This window comes from Polyangium sorediatum (assembly GCF_029946465.1).
Classification (GTDB): Bacteria; Myxococcota_A; Polyangia; order Polyangiales; family Polyangiaceae; genus Polyangium; species Polyangium fumosum.
On record NZ_JARZHI010000078.1, the window covers coordinates 1 to 15,604 of the forward strand.

At 71.1% G+C, this 15,604-nt stretch carries 17 protein-coding genes and 1 pseudogene; 12 read left to right on the forward strand and 6 right to left on the reverse strand.

What is annotated here, in order from left to right:
• Nucleotides 1–916, forward strand: a pseudogene (locus tag QHF89_RS42725) (hypothetical protein); the annotation flags it as partial.
• On the opposite strand, the gene QHF89_RS42730 reads toward QHF89_RS42725, so the two are convergent.
• Nucleotides 917–2,809 carry a TRM11 family SAM-dependent methyltransferase gene (locus QHF89_RS42730; RefSeq protein WP_284721671.1) on the reverse strand — a complete coding sequence of 631 codons (1,893 nt, stop codon included), beginning with the start codon at nt 2,807–2,809 and terminating at the stop codon, nt 917–919.
• Here QHF89_RS42730 and QHF89_RS42735 point away from each other — a divergent pair.
• The 10 genes from QHF89_RS42735 (at nt 2,793) to QHF89_RS42780 (ending at nt 11,329) form a co-directional block, all read left to right on the forward strand.
• Complete coding sequence (locus QHF89_RS42735) at nt 2,793–3,710, forward strand: XdhC family protein (protein WP_136972330.1); 918 nt, start codon at nt 2,793–2,795, stop codon at nt 3,708–3,710. The genes QHF89_RS42730 and QHF89_RS42735 overlap by 17 nt on opposite strands.
• A complete protein-coding gene (locus tag QHF89_RS42740; protein WP_136929054.1) occupies nt 3,707–4,342 on the forward strand; it encodes a nucleotidyltransferase family protein in 636 nt (211 codons plus the stop codon). Before QHF89_RS42735 ends, QHF89_RS42740 begins: the two co-directional genes overlap by 4 nt.
• Nucleotides 4,343–4,360: 18 nt before the next feature.
• The gene (locus QHF89_RS42745; protein WP_136972312.1) at nt 4,361–5,410 is read left to right on the forward strand and encodes an ADP-ribosylglycohydrolase family protein; all 1,050 of its coding nucleotides are present in this window, start codon (nt 4,361–4,363) and stop codon (nt 5,408–5,410) included.
• On the forward strand, nt 5,361–7,730 hold the full coding sequence (locus QHF89_RS42750; RefSeq protein ID WP_284721672.1) for a xanthine dehydrogenase family protein molybdopterin-binding subunit: 2,370 nt from the start codon (nt 5,361–5,363) through the stop codon (nt 7,728–7,730). Before QHF89_RS42745 ends, QHF89_RS42750 begins: the two co-directional genes overlap by 50 nt.
• Before the next feature lie 38 nt (nt 7,731–7,768).
• Nucleotides 7,769–8,161: a lactoylglutathione lyase gene (gene gloA / locus QHF89_RS42755; protein WP_136929061.1), complete on the forward strand. Its 393-nt coding sequence runs from the start codon at nt 7,769–7,771 to the stop codon at nt 8,159–8,161.
• Nucleotides 8,162–8,163: 2 nt separating this feature from the next.
• Complete coding sequence (locus tag QHF89_RS42760) at nt 8,164–8,643, forward strand: (2Fe-2S)-binding protein (RefSeq protein WP_136929062.1); 480 nt, start codon at nt 8,164–8,166, stop codon at nt 8,641–8,643.
• Nucleotides 8,640–9,536, forward strand: a complete 897-nt coding sequence (locus QHF89_RS42765; protein ID WP_136972311.1) for an FAD binding domain-containing protein — start codon at nt 8,640–8,642, stop codon at nt 9,534–9,536. The genes QHF89_RS42760 and QHF89_RS42765 overlap by 4 nt, the downstream gene beginning before the upstream one ends.
• Nucleotides 9,537–9,572: 36 nt before the next feature.
• A complete protein-coding gene (locus QHF89_RS42770; protein WP_136972310.1) occupies nt 9,573–10,079 on the forward strand; it encodes a GNAT family N-acetyltransferase in 507 nt (168 codons plus the stop codon).
• Between the two features lie 61 nt (nt 10,080–10,140).
• Nucleotides 10,141–11,064, forward strand: coding sequence for a hypothetical protein (locus QHF89_RS42775; protein ID WP_136972309.1), 924 nt, complete (start codon nt 10,141–10,143; stop codon nt 11,062–11,064).
• 70 nt (nt 11,065–11,134) lie between these two features.
• Nucleotides 11,135–11,329: a hypothetical protein gene (locus QHF89_RS42780; protein WP_136972308.1), complete on the forward strand. Its 195-nt coding sequence runs from the start codon at nt 11,135–11,137 to the stop codon at nt 11,327–11,329.
• Between the two features lie 6 nt (nt 11,330–11,335).
• Here QHF89_RS42780 and QHF89_RS42785 read toward each other — a convergent pair whose 3' ends face one another.
• The 5 genes from QHF89_RS42785 to QHF89_RS42805 form a co-directional block, all read right to left on the reverse strand.
• Complete coding sequence (locus QHF89_RS42785; protein ID WP_136972307.1) at nt 11,336–12,163, reverse strand: hypothetical protein; 828 nt, start codon at nt 12,161–12,163, stop codon at nt 11,336–11,338.
• Nucleotides 12,164–12,232: 69 nt separating this feature from the next.
• The gene (locus QHF89_RS42790; protein ID WP_136972306.1) at nt 12,233–13,249 is read right to left on the reverse strand and encodes a PAS domain-containing protein; all 1,017 of its coding nucleotides are present in this window, start codon (nt 13,247–13,249) and stop codon (nt 12,233–12,235) included.
• Entirely contained in the window at nt 13,246–14,064 is an 819-nt protein-coding gene (locus QHF89_RS42795; RefSeq protein WP_284721673.1) for a DUF4388 domain-containing protein, read from the reverse strand. The genes QHF89_RS42790 and QHF89_RS42795 overlap by 4 nt, the downstream gene beginning before the upstream one ends.
• A 177-nt stretch (nt 14,065–14,241) precedes the next feature.
• Nucleotides 14,242–14,640, reverse strand: a complete 399-nt coding sequence (locus QHF89_RS42800; RefSeq protein WP_136972304.1) for a hypothetical protein — start codon at nt 14,638–14,640, stop codon at nt 14,242–14,244.
• Nucleotides 14,641–14,710: 70 nt separating this feature from the next.
• On the reverse strand, nt 14,711–15,094 hold the full coding sequence (locus QHF89_RS42805) for a tellurite resistance TerB family protein (RefSeq protein WP_136929072.1): 384 nt from the start codon (nt 15,092–15,094) through the stop codon (nt 14,711–14,713).
• Between the two features lie 107 nt (nt 15,095–15,201).
• On the opposite strand from QHF89_RS42805, the gene QHF89_RS42810 reads away from it, so the two are divergent.
• A complete protein-coding gene (locus QHF89_RS42810; protein WP_136972303.1) occupies nt 15,202–15,594 on the forward strand; it encodes a VOC family protein in 393 nt (130 codons plus the stop codon).
• Nucleotides 15,595–15,604 lie beyond the last annotated feature (10 nt).

Genomic DNA, 15,604 nt, shown 5'->3' on the forward strand with positions numbered 1-15,604 from the left:
GCGTCCGGTCGTACCGCAGCCAGGCCCGGCATTCGGCATGATGGGTCGCACGGCCGGAGGCCCCGCTGCGCGTGCGGCCGTGCGCCCGGCCGCCGGCGTGCGCCCCGTGCAGCCCGCCGCGCCGGCCGCGGCCCCCAAGACCCCGATCGCGCCGCCGGTGAGCGGCATCTCCCGCGAGGCGGTCTTCGACGACGGCGACGACGACGAAGCCACCGTGATGCGCGAGGCGCCGCTCGAGCTGCTCATGCAGACGACGAGCGACGGCGGCGGGGAGGCCGATCGCGCGACGCCCGTGAACCCGATCTCGGCCGAGGTCGCCGCGGCCGCCGCGGGTTCGGGTCTGCGCGACGAACCCACGCCGCCCGCGCACCACGACATCGACGACGAGGCGACGGTGATGCGCGACCTGCCAGAGCCGCCGCCGCGGGAGTCTGCGCCCATGCCGGTGCCCATGCCGGCGCCCGAGGTGCGCGCGCCCGAGCCGACGATGGTGCTGCCGGAGGAGAGCTCGTCGACGTCGCTGCCGGCGAACCTCGCAGATCTCGCGCCGCAGCCGCACGCACAAGCGCCGTTCGCCATGGCGCGGGAGAGCGCGCCGTCGCCCCTCGCCATCGCGCGAGAGAGCGCGCCGTCACCCCTCGCCGTCGTGCGGGAAAGCGCCCCTTCGCCTCTCGCCGTCATGCGGGAAAGCGCCCCTTCGCCTCTCGCCGTCGTGCGGGAAAGTGCCCCTTCGCCCCTCGCCATGGCGCGAGAGAGCGCCCCTTCGCCGCGCTTCACGCCGCCCCCGCCGATGGCAATGCAGCCGGCGCAGCCCGCGCCGCCGAGCGCCGCGAAGGGCTTGCTCCTCGGCATGCTGTTCGCGCTCGTGCTGCTCCTCGCGGGCGTCGGCGTTTACCTGGCGTTTCTGAAGAAGTGATCAGCGCCGGCCCGGAGCGCGGGGCCTTCCCCGGCGCTCCGACGCGCGCGTGGGCTCGCGCGGCGCGCTCGGGCCACGGTCGAAATCGCGCTCGTTTCGCCGTCGCCTGTTGATCAGGAGCTGAAGCTCCGCGTCGAAGCCGCCCATGTCGAGGCGCTGCACGAACGCACGTTCGAGCCCGAGCTCCCGCGCGGCGCGCGCGCTCTGCGCGGGCAGCGGCGAGATCCACGCGATGCGGCCGCCCGGGACGAGGACCTCCGCGACGTGCGCGAGGAACCGATCGAAAAACTCGTGCAGGTCGATCCCGCGCAGCACGCGCCGTCCCATCGGCGGGTTCGTCAGGACGACCGTCGGCGGCGCGCCGCGCGGCACGAACGAGAGCGCGTCGCCCCGCGCGAGCACGGCGTCCTCGATGCCGACCGCCGCGAGGTTCTGGCGGGCCGCTTCGAGCGCGGCGGCGGACATGTCCGTGCCGAGCAGCCGCTCGTACGGGCCGGCGAGCACGCGCTCGCAGAGCTCGGTGCCCGAACCGACGAACGGATCCCACACGACGTCGTCGGCGCGGACGCCCGCGATCCGCACGAGCGCGGCGGCGATCGTCGGGTGCGAGGCCGCGGGCACGTCGCGCTCGCGGTAGGTGAAACGAGGGTCCTCGACGCGCGGGCAGAGCTCGACCTCGATCGCCGGACGATCGGGCAGCTCGTGCACGAGCGCCTCCCACGTGCTCTCGGTCGGGTCGTTGACGAGCTTCGGGTTCGCCGCGGCGATCGCCTCGGCCGCGCGCCAGATGCTCGCGCGGCGCTTGCCGCCGCCGGCCCAGGCGATCCGGAAGCGGATGGGGCCGGAGGTGAAATGCTCGAGCAAACGAAGGGCCTCGGGCGACGTGAGCGAACGCGCGACGGCCTCGGCGACGCCACCCGAGGGATCGAGCGGCACGGGCGGGAGCGGGAAGCCGAAGAAGAGCATGGTCCTCGCATCGAACAGGCGCTCGGGAGGGCCGACGAGCGTGGCGAGCACGCGATCTTCGCGGCCGTCCGGCGCGAGGCGAGGCGCGAGGCGGACATCGATCTCGTCGCGCAGGATCGGCCCGAGGCCGGCGCGGCAGTGGAGCACGACGGGCACAGGCGAGGCCGCGGGCTTGTGGACCTCGAAGGTCGAGGGGACCTCGCGGCCCGCCGTCCGCTGCGCCATGAGCGAGGCCTTGGCCGTCGCGCGCGCGAGCAGCTCGTCGCCGCCCGTGTCGAGCTGCCGAAGCGCGCGGGCAGCTTCGTCGCCGCCCGTCTTGCCGAGCGCCGCGGCCATCGCGCGCCGCGCGGGAGCGTCGTTCTCCGCGGCCAGCGCGGCCGCGAGCGCGCTCTCCACCTCAGGGCCGCGGAGCTTGCCGAGCGCGTTCGCAGCGAAGCGACGCGCCCGCGGATCCGCATCGCCGAGCGCACCGATCAGGAACGCCGACAGCTCGGGCTCGGCCTGCTCGGTCGCGATCTTCCCGACGAACGCGACGAGCCGCGCGCGTGGTTTCGTCTCGGCCGTGCGCACGCGCTCCATCGCGACCCGCGCGGCCTCCAGGCCGAGGCGCAAGAGCGATCGTTCCGCGTCGTCCGTGTGCTCGCCTTCCTCCGCGACGAGCTCGACCAGCGCGGCCGCGTCGCTCCGGCGCGGCGAGAAGCCGGGGTCGCGGATCGCCTCTTCCAGACGGAAATCCGGGGCTCTGCGCGCCGTCATGTCCTGGCCTCGCTCGCCCTGCGCGCGCCGCGCGCCGCCTCGACTCGCCGTTCGTCCACGGCGCGAGGATACGGCGCGCGGGCTCTTTCGCCACTGCTTCGAGCGCGGGATGCCTTTCCCGACCCCGACTCCGCCGCTACACTCGGCGCATCCGGTGCTCGACGTATCCACGGTCATCCCTCGCACCGCACCTCCCCCCGAGGTGCTGCGGGCCTCGCTCGATGCGCTCGAACGAGGCGAACGTGTCGTCGTCGCCACGGTGATCGCCCGGCAAGGCTCCGCGCCTTGTACGCCCGGACAAAAGCTCGTGCTCTTCCAAACCGGCGCGGCGATCGGGACCGTCGGGGGCGGCGCCGTCGAGCGCGCGGTCCTCGTTGCGATGGCCGCGTCGTTCGACGCGGCCGCGCCTGCCCCGCGCGTCGACACCTTCCGCCTCGGGCCCTCGCTCGGCATGTGTTGCGGCGGCTCGGCCGAGATCCTGATCGAGCCCCTCTCCCCCGACCTCTCGGTGCTCGTCGTCGGCGCCGGGCACGTCGGCGTCTACCTCGCGCCGCTGCTCGCCTCGCTCGGGTTTGGCGTGACGCTCTGCGATGCGCGCGAGATCGCGGCCGACCCCGCGCGTTTGCCGCGCCCTTCCGCCGGCCCCGACGGCGCGGGCGCGCCTCGCTTGCGCCTCCTCCAGGCCGATCACGACGACCCCGAGGTCCGCGCCTCGCTCCCTGCGGACCTCGGCCGCTCTGCCGCGCTCGTCATGACGCACGATCACCAGCTCGATCAGGCGGCGATCGAGTGGGCCCTCGGCGTCGGCTTCGGGTTCGTCGGCGGCGTCGGCAGCCGCGCGAAGGCGGCGCGGACGCGCGCGCGGCTCGAAACCAAGGGCGTCGCGGCGGCGGACATCACGCGCGTCCGCATGCCGCTCGGCGTGGACGTGGGCGCGCGCCTCCCGGCGGAGATCGGCGTCGCGATCGCGGCCGAGCTCGTGTCGTGGCGCGCAGGTCTCTCCGGCGCGCGCCGCAGCGCGCGGGGCCATGGACATGGCGAAGCCGAGAAGGAAAAGGAAGAAGACGCATGACGAACACCGTGTCGATCGTGCTCGCGGCCGGAAAAGGCATGCGCCTCGGCGGTCCGAAGGCGCTGCTCCTCTGGCCAGGGCCGCCCGGACAAAAGCCGCGACCGCTTGCGATCGCGCACGCCGAGGCCCGCCTCTCGGCCGAGTCGTCGCGGGTCGTCGTCGTCGCGCGCAAGCCCATCGTGCAGGCGCTCATCCCGTTCGTCCGCCCCGGCCTCGACCTGCTCGTCTCCGACGCGGACGACGAGCTCGGCCCCGCGGGCTCCATCGCCACGGCCGTCCAGCGCATCGCCGCGAACGATCGTGTGCTCGTCTGCCCCGTCGACACGTTGCCCGCGCGTGGGGCGACGACCGCGGCCTTGCTCGGGGCCCTCGGCGCAGACGGCGCGCCTCCGCTCGCGACGCGCCCGCGGCATGGCGGCCGCGCGGGGCACCCCGTCGCGCTGCAAGGCCACGCGCTCGATCGGTATCGCCAGCCGAACCCGCCTCCGCTGCGGGATCACGTCCACGCGCTCGGCGCCGACCTTCGTGACGTCGACGTCGACGATGCCGACGTGCTCGTGGACATCAACACGCCGGCCGAGGCGATGCGGTACCTGCGCGCGCCGCCCACGTTCCTCGGCGACGGCACCTAGACCGGAGAGGAGCTCCTCGTGGACGAGACACCGCTTGCATCAGGCTCCCGACGCGCGTGGGCGCGCGGCACGTTGCTCGGGCTCGCGGTGGGCGACGCGCTCGGCACCACGCTCGAGTTCCAGGCGCGCGAGGCCCCCCCGTTTCCCGAGCTCGCCAGGGGCCCGCACACCGACGTCACGGGCGACGGACCGTTCCGCGTCGCCCCTGGGCAGGTCACCGACGACACGCAGATGGCCACGTGCCTCGCGCTCAGCTTGAAGGAGCACGGCCGGTATCACGCGGCCGACGTGGCGGCGCGTTACGTCGCGTGGGTGGAGCACGCCTTCGACATCGGCAACCTCACGCACGCCTCGCTCTCCATGATCGCCCGCGGCGTCTCCCTCGGCGAAGCCTCGCGCCGCGCCTGGATCCACGCCGAGCGCAAGACCGCGGGCAACGGCTCGCTCATGCGGATCGCGCCGATCGGCGTCGCGCTCGCAAGCGCCCCCGAAGCGCGCCGCATGGCCGCGCTCGCCGACAGCGCGATCACCCACTACGACCCGCGTTGCCGCATCACGTGCGCTGCGCTCTGCGCCGCGATCGCCGCGGCCGGCGCGGGACAAACCTCCGCGACGGACCTGTTCGAGGTGATCCGCGCCGAGGTCGAAGCGGCCGCCGCCACGCTCATCGACATCGTCCCGAGCGACGGCCGTGACGTCGAAGCTGCGCGCGCCGAGCTGCGCTGGGATCTCGAGATCGCCGTTCGGGACGATCCCGAGCTCTACGGCCCCGAGATTCACTTGCATCGCCAGCAAGGGTTCGTCCGCGTGGCGTTCCGGCTCGCGCTCTGGGAGCTCCTGCATGCTCCGTCCTACGAGGCCGCGCTGATCGACGTCGTCAACCGCGGCGGCGACGCCGACACGAACGGCGCGATCACGGGCGCGCTCTTCGGCGCACGTTTCGGCGAGGATGCGATCCCGGCGGCGTGGCGCGAGCGTGTCCTCGGTGCGCTCGCGGACCACCCTCCGAGCGCGCTGCGTGACCTCTACCATCCGCGCCGCCTGGTCGAGCTCGCCGACGGCGTTTGAAGCGTTCTCCATCGACACGATCCGCGGTATCGTGTCGCCCGCGATGACGACCGCTGCGCAAAACGCTTCGTCTGCCCGCCCTCCCTTCATCGGGACCAACGTGCCGCGCACCGATGGTGCGTCCAAGGTGACGGGGCGCGCCGCGTACGTCGACGACCTCCCCCGCGAGCCCGGTGAGCTCTTCGGCGCCACCGTCCGCAGCCCCGTCCCGCGCGCCCGCCTCCGCGGCATCACCCTCGATCCCGCGTTCGACTGGAGCGACGTCACCGTCGTGCGCGCCTCGGATCTCGCGGTGAACGAGGTCCAGTGTATCTCGGCCGAACAGCCGATCCTCGCGGCCGATCAGATCCGCCACGCCTACGAGCCCATCGTCCTCCTCGCGTGCGCGGACAAACGCAAGCTCGCGCAGGCCATGCGCGCCGTGAAGCTCGACCTCGAGCCGCTCACGCCCGTCCTCGACCCCGAGCAGTCGCTCGCCAAGGCCGACGTCATCTGGGGCGAGGACAACGTCCACAAGCGCTTCTCCATCACCAAGGGCCGCGCCGACCTCCCCGATGCGTCCGCCAGCGCCGCCGCGATCGACGCTGCGATCGCGGGCTGCGAGGTCGTCGTCCGCGGCCGCTACACCACGCACCACCAGGAGCAGCTCTACATCGAGCCGCAGGGCGTGATCGCCCACTGGGACGAAAAGGGCGTCCACCTCACCGGTTCCCTCCAGTGCCCTTATTACGTGCACAAAGCACTCGTCCACGGCTTCAAGCTCGCGGCCGATCAGGTGCACGTCACGCAGGCCGTCACGGGCGGCGGGTTCGGGGGCAAGGAGGAGTATCCTTCGGTGATCGCCCTGCACGCCGCGCTCCTCGCGCAGAAGAGCGGCAAGCCCGTGCGCATGATCTACGACCGCAAGGAGGACATCGAGGCGACCACCAAGCGTCACCCGGCCATCTGCGAGATCGTCTCCGGCTGCGATCGCGACGGCACGCTCCGCGCGCTCTCCATCCGCATCCTCATGGACGGCGGCGCCTACATGACGCTCACGCCCGTCGTCCTCTCGCGCGGCGCCCTCCACGCGGCCGGCGTCTACCGCTGGGACGACGTGCGCATCGACGCCATCGCCGTCGCCACGAACACCCCGCCGAACGGCGCCTTCCGCGGCTTCGGCGCGCCCCAGACCATCTGGGCGATCGAGCGGCACCTCGACCGCGTCGCCGAGGAGCTCGGCCGCGACCCGATGGACCTCAAGGCGCAGAACATGCTGCGCGAGGGCGACACCACGGCGACGGGCCAAACCCTGCGCGGCTCCGTCGGCGTCGCCGAGTGCGTGGACAAAGCCCTCGCGGCGAGCGGGTACCACGACAAACGGAAGCGCCCTCCGGCCGTCCGCGGCCGCGTCGCGCGCGGCATCGGCGCGAGCGTCTTCATGCACGGCGCGGGCTTCACCGGCTCGGGCGAGAAGTACCTCAAGGGCCGCGTCGCCGTGGATCTCCTGCCCGGCGGGCGCCTGCGCATCCGCACCGCCTCCACCGACATCGGCCAGGGCACCGAGACCGTCTTCCGCCAAATCGTGGCCGACGCCGCGGGCGTTCGCCTCGAAGACGTCGACTTCGCCGTTCCTTCGACCTCGTACGTTCCCGACTCCGGCCCCACGGTCGCGTCGCGCACCGTCATGGTCGTCGGCGGCATCGTCGAGCGCGCCGCGCGTGAGGTCGCCGCGCGTGTCCGCGCCGAGCAAGAGGCCTCCGGCGGCGACTTCGTCACGGCCGCCGATCGTTTGCTCACCAAGGAACGCGAGGTCACGGCGCTCGTGCAGTACGAGCATCCCGGCTGGGTCACGTGGGACGACAGCACGTACAAGGGCGACGCGTACCCCGTGTACGGGTATGCGTGCGACGTGGCCGAGGTCGAGGTCGATCTCGACACGCTCGAGGTCACGGTCACGGGCTTCTGGTCCGCGACGGACGTCGGCAAGGCGATCCACCCCGTCATGTGCAAAGGCCAGATCGAGGGCGGCAGCCTCCAGGCGATCGGCTGGGCGCTCTGGGAGGACGTCGTCTGGAAGAACGGCCTCATCCAGAACCCGCGCATGACGAACTACATCATCCCGACCGCGCTCGACGCGCCTCCCATGCACGTCGACCTCGTCGAAGCTCCGTACGCGTACGGCCCCGGCGGCGGCGCGAAGGGCGTCGGCGAGCTGCCCATGGACGGCGGCGCGCCGGCGATCGCTGCGGCCGTCGCGCACGCGACGGGAATTTTCGCGCGGGACCTTCCCCTCTTGCCGGAGAGGCTGCTCGAACTCCAGACCAGCCCCAAGGGCTGAGGCGTTTGGCCCCGCGCACCGACGGAGACACCACGACCATGCGAATCCTCCACACCATGCTCCGCGTCGGCGACCTCGACCGATCGCTCGCGTTTTACACGGACGTCCTCGGCATGAAGCTCATCCGCCGACGCGACTATCCGGAGGGCCGGTTCACGCTCGCGTTCATCGGCTACGGCGACGAGGCGGAGACGGCGGTCCTCGAGCTCACGCACAACTGGGACACGAAGAGCTACGAGATCGGCACGGGCTACGGCCACATCGCGATCCAGGTCGACGACGCGTACAAGGCCTGCGACGAGGCCAAGAAGCGTGGCGGCAAGGTCACGCGCGAGGCGGGGCCGATGAAGCACGGCACCACCGTGATCGCGTTCGTCGAGGATCCGGACGGCTACAAGATCGAGTTCATCCAGCGCAAGGTGGAGGAATGACCTTGAAGATCACGCTCACCCTCAACGGCCTTTCGCGTGAGGTCGACTTGCCGCCGCTCGTGCGGCTGCTCGACGCGCTCCGCGGTCCGCTCGGCCTCCCGGGGACCAAGGAGGGCTGCGGCGAGGGCGAGTGTGGCTCGTGCACGGTGCTGCTCGACGGCGAGCCCGTGAACGCGTGCCTCGTCTCGATCGGCCAGTGCGAAGGCCGCGCCGTCACCACCGTCGAGGGCCTCTCGGACGCGACGCACCTCGGCCCGCTCGCGCGTTGCTTCGTCGATCACGGCGGCGCGCAGTGCGGCATCTGCACACCCGGCATGCTCATCTCGGCCGAGGCGCTCCTCGCGCGCAAGGCCGATCCGAACGACGAGGAGATCCGCGAGGCCATCGCAGGCAACCTCTGCCGCTGTACGGGCTACCAGCGCATCGTCGACAGCATCCGCGAGGCCGCGCGCGAGCGTCGGGAAGCGGGAGGGGCGTCGTGAGCCTCGCGGACCTTCCCCAGCACGACATGCAGCGGGCCGCCTCGCTCGACGCGCTCTGCGGCCTCCTTTCGGAGCGGCATACGCGCGGCGAAGCCACGGTCCTGCTCGCGGGCGGGACCGATTGGGTCGTCGAGCAGGAGCTCAAGCCCCCGCGCCGCGACGCCGATCCGCTTCCCCTCGTCGTCGACGTCTCCCGCCTTTCGGAGCTCCGCGGCATCACGGCCACGCGGGGCCTCCTGCGCATCGGCGCGGCCACGACGTACCTCGAAATCCGCCGCCATCCTGTGGTCATCGAGCGCGCCCCGATGCTCGTGCACATGGCCCGCGAGCTCGGCGCGATCCAGATCCAGGCCCGCGGCACGCTCGGCGGCAACCTCGCGACAGGCTCGCCCGCGGCCGACGGCGTCACGGCGCTCGCGGCCTACGACGCGTCGATCGTCGTGAAGAGCGTCCGCGGCGAACGCCGGATCCCCTTCTCCGCGCTGCAAACGGGGTACAAGCAGAGCACACGCGCGCCGGACGAGGTCATCATCGCCGTGGAGATCGCGCTCCCGCCCGAGGGATCGCCCTGGATCTGGCGCAAGGTCGGCACGCGTCGGGCGCAGGCCATCTCCAAGGTCGCGCTCGCGGGCATCGCGGTACGCTCCGAGGATCGGGTCGTACGTCTTGGCCTTGGCATGGCCTCCGTCGCGCCGGTCACCGCGACCCTCCTCCAGACGCGCGCCCTCGTCCTCGCGAATCCCCTCTCCGCGCTCACCGCGGACGCCGTCGACGCCGCCGTCCTCGCGGACATCGCGCCGATCGACGACGTCCGCTCGACGCGCGAATACCGCATCCACGCCGCGAAGGCCGTCGTGCGAGGGTTCCTCCGCGACCTCGGCGCGCCCGTGTAGAAATTCGGTTGGCCCGCCAAACGCACTCCATCTCCCATGGCTGACCCCTTCACCTTTCGCCCGATCCGGCCCGAGGACGATCCTGCGATCGCCGCGATCATCCGCGCCGTGATGCCCGAGTTTGGCGCGGACGGCCCTGGGTTTGCCATTCACGACCCCGAGGTCTCGGCCATGAGCGCGGCGTATTCCGGACCCCGCTCCGCCTATTTCGTCGTCGAAATGGACGGCCGGGTCGTGGGCGGCGCGGGGATCGGGCCGCTCGAAGGCGGCGACGCGGACACGGCGGAGCTGCGCAAGATGTACTTTTTGCGCGAGGCGCGCGGCCAGGGAATGGGTGAACGCCTGCTCCAGCACGTCCTCGGGGTCGCGCGGGAGCGGGGTTTCGCGCGTGTCTACCTGGAGACGCTCACGGGCATGGATTCCGCGATGCGCCTCTACGAGCGCCTCGGCTTTCGCCGCCTCGATCGGCAGCTCGGATCCACCGGACACCACGGCTGCAATCGTTTCTACATGCGCGATCTGGTGCCCGCGGTGACCACCTGATCCATGGGACAACGCTGCTCCTGACTTGATTTTTGGGGGCGCGGATGGCTTTACTGCGCCCATGAACGGTCTTCGAGCGTTTTCCCTCGTCTTCTTGCTCGCCACGAGCGCCGTCGCTTGCTCTGCCCCGAAGCCCGAGCCTGAAATCGCCTCCTCGGCGACGCAGCCCGGATACGCGCAGGACTATCCGACCGTCGTGCAGCAGATCGTCAAGGACTTCGGCCGCGACGACGACGATGCACGGACGCTCACCTCGGGTTTTTCCGAGTACCCGAAGGGCCTCAAGGCGCCTGACTGGAGCGTCGTCGGCGACATTCACCGCACGGCGAACGACGCGGGCCGGAGCCACGCGTACGTCGAGCGCAACCGCGAGGTCCAGGGCGCGGCGGCGTTTTTCCTCGCCGAGCAGGACGAGATCGTCAAGAAGGTCGGCGGCTCGGCCACGTATGCGGCCAAGCAAAAGGGCTGCGAGGTCGACCTCTCGGGGGTCGTCAGCAAATCGCTCACCGATTCCGTCGGCAAGCAACTCGAGAAGCGGCTCCGCGAGCGGAACGAGGCCCACTCCATCATCGACCGGCACCGGACCGAGCTCGGCAAGGAGGACGCGGCCACGCTCGAAGAGCAAGCCGATCAGCTCAGCCGCGCGAGTTACCTCGTGCACATCGCGATGGTCGAGGAGAAGGTGCGCCTGCGCGCGCTCATCGAAGAAGCCGAGCAGGTGAAGAAGACGCTCGACGATTACATCGCCCGGGAGCGCGCCTCGCAGGGCAAGGGCAAGGAGGCGGACCAGAAGGCGAGCGAGGCGCGGATCACGCGTGCCCAGGAGAGCAAGGCGCAGATCGACGGCTCGCTGACCCAGGCCCGGGAGATGGAAAAGAAGATGGAGGAGCGCGTCGCGGCCGCGCAGAAGCGGCACGCCGACGCGCTGAACGCGCTGCTCGCCGACGTGGACAAACGGGCGAAGGACGCCGGGCAGAAAAAATAACGCAACTGCCGAGGGCCTCCGGTCGATGGAGCGAGGTGAGGACAACCCCTCGCTCCCCTGGAGGTCTCCCATGCCCTCGTTTTTCCCTTTCCCCGGTTCACGACGAACGCTCCCTCCGACCCCCCCGGCCGACATCCCGGCGCCGCGGCCGGCGCAGGCCGATCCCACGCTCGAATCCGTGCCGCCGCCGAAGGGCGGCGACATGGACCTCGCGTGGGACGACACGCAACCCATCCGCGTGATTTCGATGGAGCGCCCCCCGTGATTTCGCTCAATCCGCGGCGAAGCAGTAAACGCGCCCATTGCCGCCCTTCGGGGCGGTGTCGCCGCAGTTGCCGTTGACGTGCACCGAATTCCACGGCCTGTACATCTCGGCATCACTCATGTTCGGACCGAGCCCATCGCTATGGCCCACCTGGGCGGTCATGGCGGGGTCTTCGGAGGTCCAGTCCGCGCAGGTTTGCCCGAGGACGACGGTGCCGTCCCGCGCCGTGCCGGTGAGGACATCGTGCTGGTTCGGCGTGGGGGAACCGGCCCACTGACCCGGCACCATCTCGCCCTTTTCGTCGAGGAACACGGTGTGATCGCCGTACCGCTCGTGCAGCTCGGTCAGGTTCGCCGCCACGAGCGCGCCCTTCGCGTTGTACCAGGGGCCGGCGCCGATCCTGTCCTTGGCGTGCACGGGCTGGCCGTTCGGGCCATTTTCGACGCTGAGATAAGCGCGCCACGTCTTCGCCCCGGCGCCGACCGCGGCGGCCAGGTCCTGGCACCTCTTGTCCGCCCCGGCGAGCCCGCCCAGGTTGGCCGTCGTGCTCCCGGTGCTGGAGACGAAGAAGCTGAGCCCCTTCATTTCGCTCCCGCCAGCGCCGCCTCCGCCGCCGATGCCGCCAGCGCCACCGCCGCCGCCGATTCCGCCGGTGCCGCCTGTGCCGCCGCCTGCGCCGCCGCCGCCTGCGCCGCCGCCGCCCGTGCCGCTGCCGGTGCTATTCGTGCCGGAGCTGGTGCCCGAGTCCTCGCCGCAGGCCACGACGGCGAGCGTGAGCCCAAGACCGAGGAGGACGCCGAAGCTGCGAAAGGGATGCGTGCCGGATCGTTTCATGGAAGCCTCCTGAGGAAGTATCGCGTCGAGGCCGCAGAATCGCGCGCACGCGGCGGCGCGTCCAGCGTGTCACCCGCGGCTGGACGACGCCGAAGCTCCCGTGAGATGCACGCGTGCGCTGGACGCCAGCTCGCGCTGACGATCCTCGGGTGGGGCCGGACAAACCTCGACGATCCACGGCATCACGTGCGGTTCGAGGTGTTCCGCGAAGCTCGCCTGGCAGGGCTCGCCGAGGCACGAGCCGATCGCGGCCGCGAGCAAGGCGCCATAAAAGAGCGCCGTCTCCGTCGTCGGCCCCTCGAAGGGCGGGCGCAGCTCGCAACGCGCGCGCTTTTGCTCGGACCACGTCGCCCCCTCGATGACCACACGACCGAGCCCGGCCTGCGCGAGCACCCCGTCGAGCACGCTCGGCGCGAGCACCGCCGCGGGCTCTCCCTCGCGCGCCTGCCCGTCGGCCTCGGACGCGACGACCAGGGCCATGGCGCGCCCCACGTGCTCGCCGAGCTCGATCGCGCCGCGCGGTCCGAGCCGCTCGAGCAACGCCGGCAGCGCGTCGAGCAGCACCGGCAAGAGCCCGCCCATCGTCCCCAGGCTCTTCTGCAAATCGTGGCCGGCGTGGCTCGCGCCCACCTCGACGACCGGGCGTCGCACCACGGTCATGAAGATCCGCGCCTCCGCGCCTTCCTGCGCGAGCGGCAATGTCACCACGGGCGGCGCCTTAACGAACTGCACGGCCACATCCTGCACGCCGTGCATGAAAGAGAACCGAAAACGAAAACTCTCCGAAAGGCGCGCCTCGTCCTGCACGAGCGCCCGGAAACGCCCGTAAAACGCCTCCACCCGCGTGCAAGGCGCGACCTCCTTGAACCAGTTTTTCCCGACGACCCGCTCGGGCGGCAAGCGCGAAAGGGCGGATTCATAGCGGTTGTACAGCAGGATCGTGCCGACCTCGTCGAGGACCACGAACCCGTAGGGCAGCTCGTCGACCTCCGCCTTCGACATGCCAGCGAGACGCTCCATAGCGTCGAGCGTGCCGTCCTCCGACACCATGGCGGCCTGCACGGCCTGGTAGAAGCCACTGCTCAACGAACACCTCCGTCTCGAATTCGGAACGCCTCACCCCATCCCCCCTTGTCGAGCAATCGCATCAGGCCCCCGAGCATCTCGGGGACGTAATACCGCTGAAAACGCGCCTCATGGAACATCGAGGCGGCCTCGAATACGGAAAACACCCACGTGGCGACCGCCTTCGGGATCGCCGACCGCGCCCGCTCCACGCCCGCCACCGTCACCAGGCCATCCGCCGAGATCCGGAACGCCTCCATCGCCGGATGCGACGCGGCCGTGCGGGTCCAGGCCGTTTGCATGATCGACGACGCGAGCTTCGGCCCCAGCCATTTGCGCGTGTACACCGAGCACGCATTCATCACGGCCGCGGCCAGCGCCACCTCCGTCGCATCGCCTTCTAGCATCACCAGGCGCAACGACGCGGGCGGCGTCTCGGAGAGCGCCGGGCGCGGCGGCGGCGGCGACGAACCACGCTCGTCGAGCGCGATCACGTGGAACACCGCCTGGGAAAACCCTCGAATGGCGGCGAGCGTCGCCTCGACGTCGGCGTCCGGCGGCGCTCCATCGGCGTGGGCGCGCAGCACGCGCCCTCGCTCCAGGACGATTTCGCCCCACCGCTTGACGGACCGCACCTCCACGACGCACGTCCGCCCCCGAGAGCCCAGGGAGCCGAGCAGGTCGTCGAGCCCGACCTCGTCGAGTTGGCCTCGGAGGATGAGCCGACCCCGTGCGCGGTCCGAAGGGACGCCCGCCCGATCGCCCCGACCGGCGTCCGTGGCCGCCCCCCCGAACCACGCACCTCCCCCCTCTCCGAGGGCGGCGTTGTCGAACATAAGCACTCCCTTCCTTTGCTTGTACATGGTTTGTACAATGTTAGGGGAAGGGTGTCCAGCAGGTTTTTCAGGCTCTTCAGGCAGAAGGAGCCGCATGGATAGATCCGTCGGGGCTCGCCGACGCCAGCTTGGACGTAGAAGGTTCGTCCAATGTCGACCCGAGGAGGACGGGGAGGGCTACTCCTTCGTGTGTCCCGGCGTCGGGGCGAGGGCCTTTCGGATCTCCTCCTCACGCGCGGCCCGCGCGTGCTTCCGGGCCTCCACGATCGACTCGATGGCGAGGTTCGCCTCGATGTCGTCCGCGAGCTCGTCCGCGGCGATCCGCGCGATCGCTTCGAGCCGCGACCCGAGCCGCGCCCGCAGCCGCTCATTGATGGCGTCCTTGAGAATCTCGCGCGCCGCCTCGCGTGTCAGCGCCGCGGCCTCGCTGGAGAGGACCTTCGAGATTTCGATGTCGAGGAACTCCGTGCCCTTGGGCCCCTCGGACCTCCGCCCCTCGGGCCGCCGCCCTTCACAGTGGCCCTCGCCTTGCCGCTCGCCCTGCCCTTCCGGCCCTTCCCTACGATGATCGTGCATGTCGCCTCCGATCGTAGCGGTGACGACGAGGCGTTGGAAGGGCCCCCCGAGGCAGTTCGAGCGGGGCGGATCAGAGCAGGTTCAGGTGCTTCTTCGCGCGGTGCTCGGCGGTCTCGACGATTTTCTTCGCCTCTTCCGGCTCGATCTCCAGCTTCACGCAGAGATCCTGCACGAACTGCTTCTCCGACACGTGCTGCTCGCCGTCGACGTACGTGAGGAGCACGGCGTGCTGCAGGAGCACGCGGCGATCATTGAACGACATGTCCCACACGGGGATGTCGTCGAGGCTCTTTTTCTCGGCCGCGTACGCGCGGATCTCGGCGGCCTGCTCCTCGCTCGCCTCGAACGCGGAGATCAGCGCCTCGACCATCTCGCGCTCCTTCTCGTCGAAGTGGCCGTCGGCCCAGGCAACGCTGACAAGCGACTTGACGATCCCCATGTCCTCTTCGCGCATGGCCGAAGCTTTTGCCGTCACCCGCGGGAGACGTCAAGCCCCTCGTCGATCCGGCAGGCGTAATGCGCTCCTCCCGGGCCCGGCGATGCGATACCTTCCCCGCCGCGATGGAGCCCCCCCTCCCCGTCCACCACGTCGCCGTCGTCGTCGCCGATCTCGACCGTGCCGAGCGTTTTTACGCGGGCGTGCTCGGCCTGCCCGTCCTTCGCCGTTGGGACGACGCGGCCGGGCAGCCGCGCTCGGTATGGCTCGCGCTCGGAGGCGGCGCGTTCCTCGCCGTCGAACGTGCCGGCTCGCCCAATGCCCCGCACCGTGAGGACACGACCCCCGGCCTGCATTGCTTCGCGCTCGGCATTCGCCCGGACGCACGCGAGCGATGGCGCGTCACCCTCACCGCGGCGGGTTTTCCCGTCGAGCGCGAGAGCCCGTATACCCTCTACACGCGCGACCCCGACGGAAACCTCGTCGGCCTCAGCCACTTTCCCGACCCGGCCCCCTGACCCACGAACC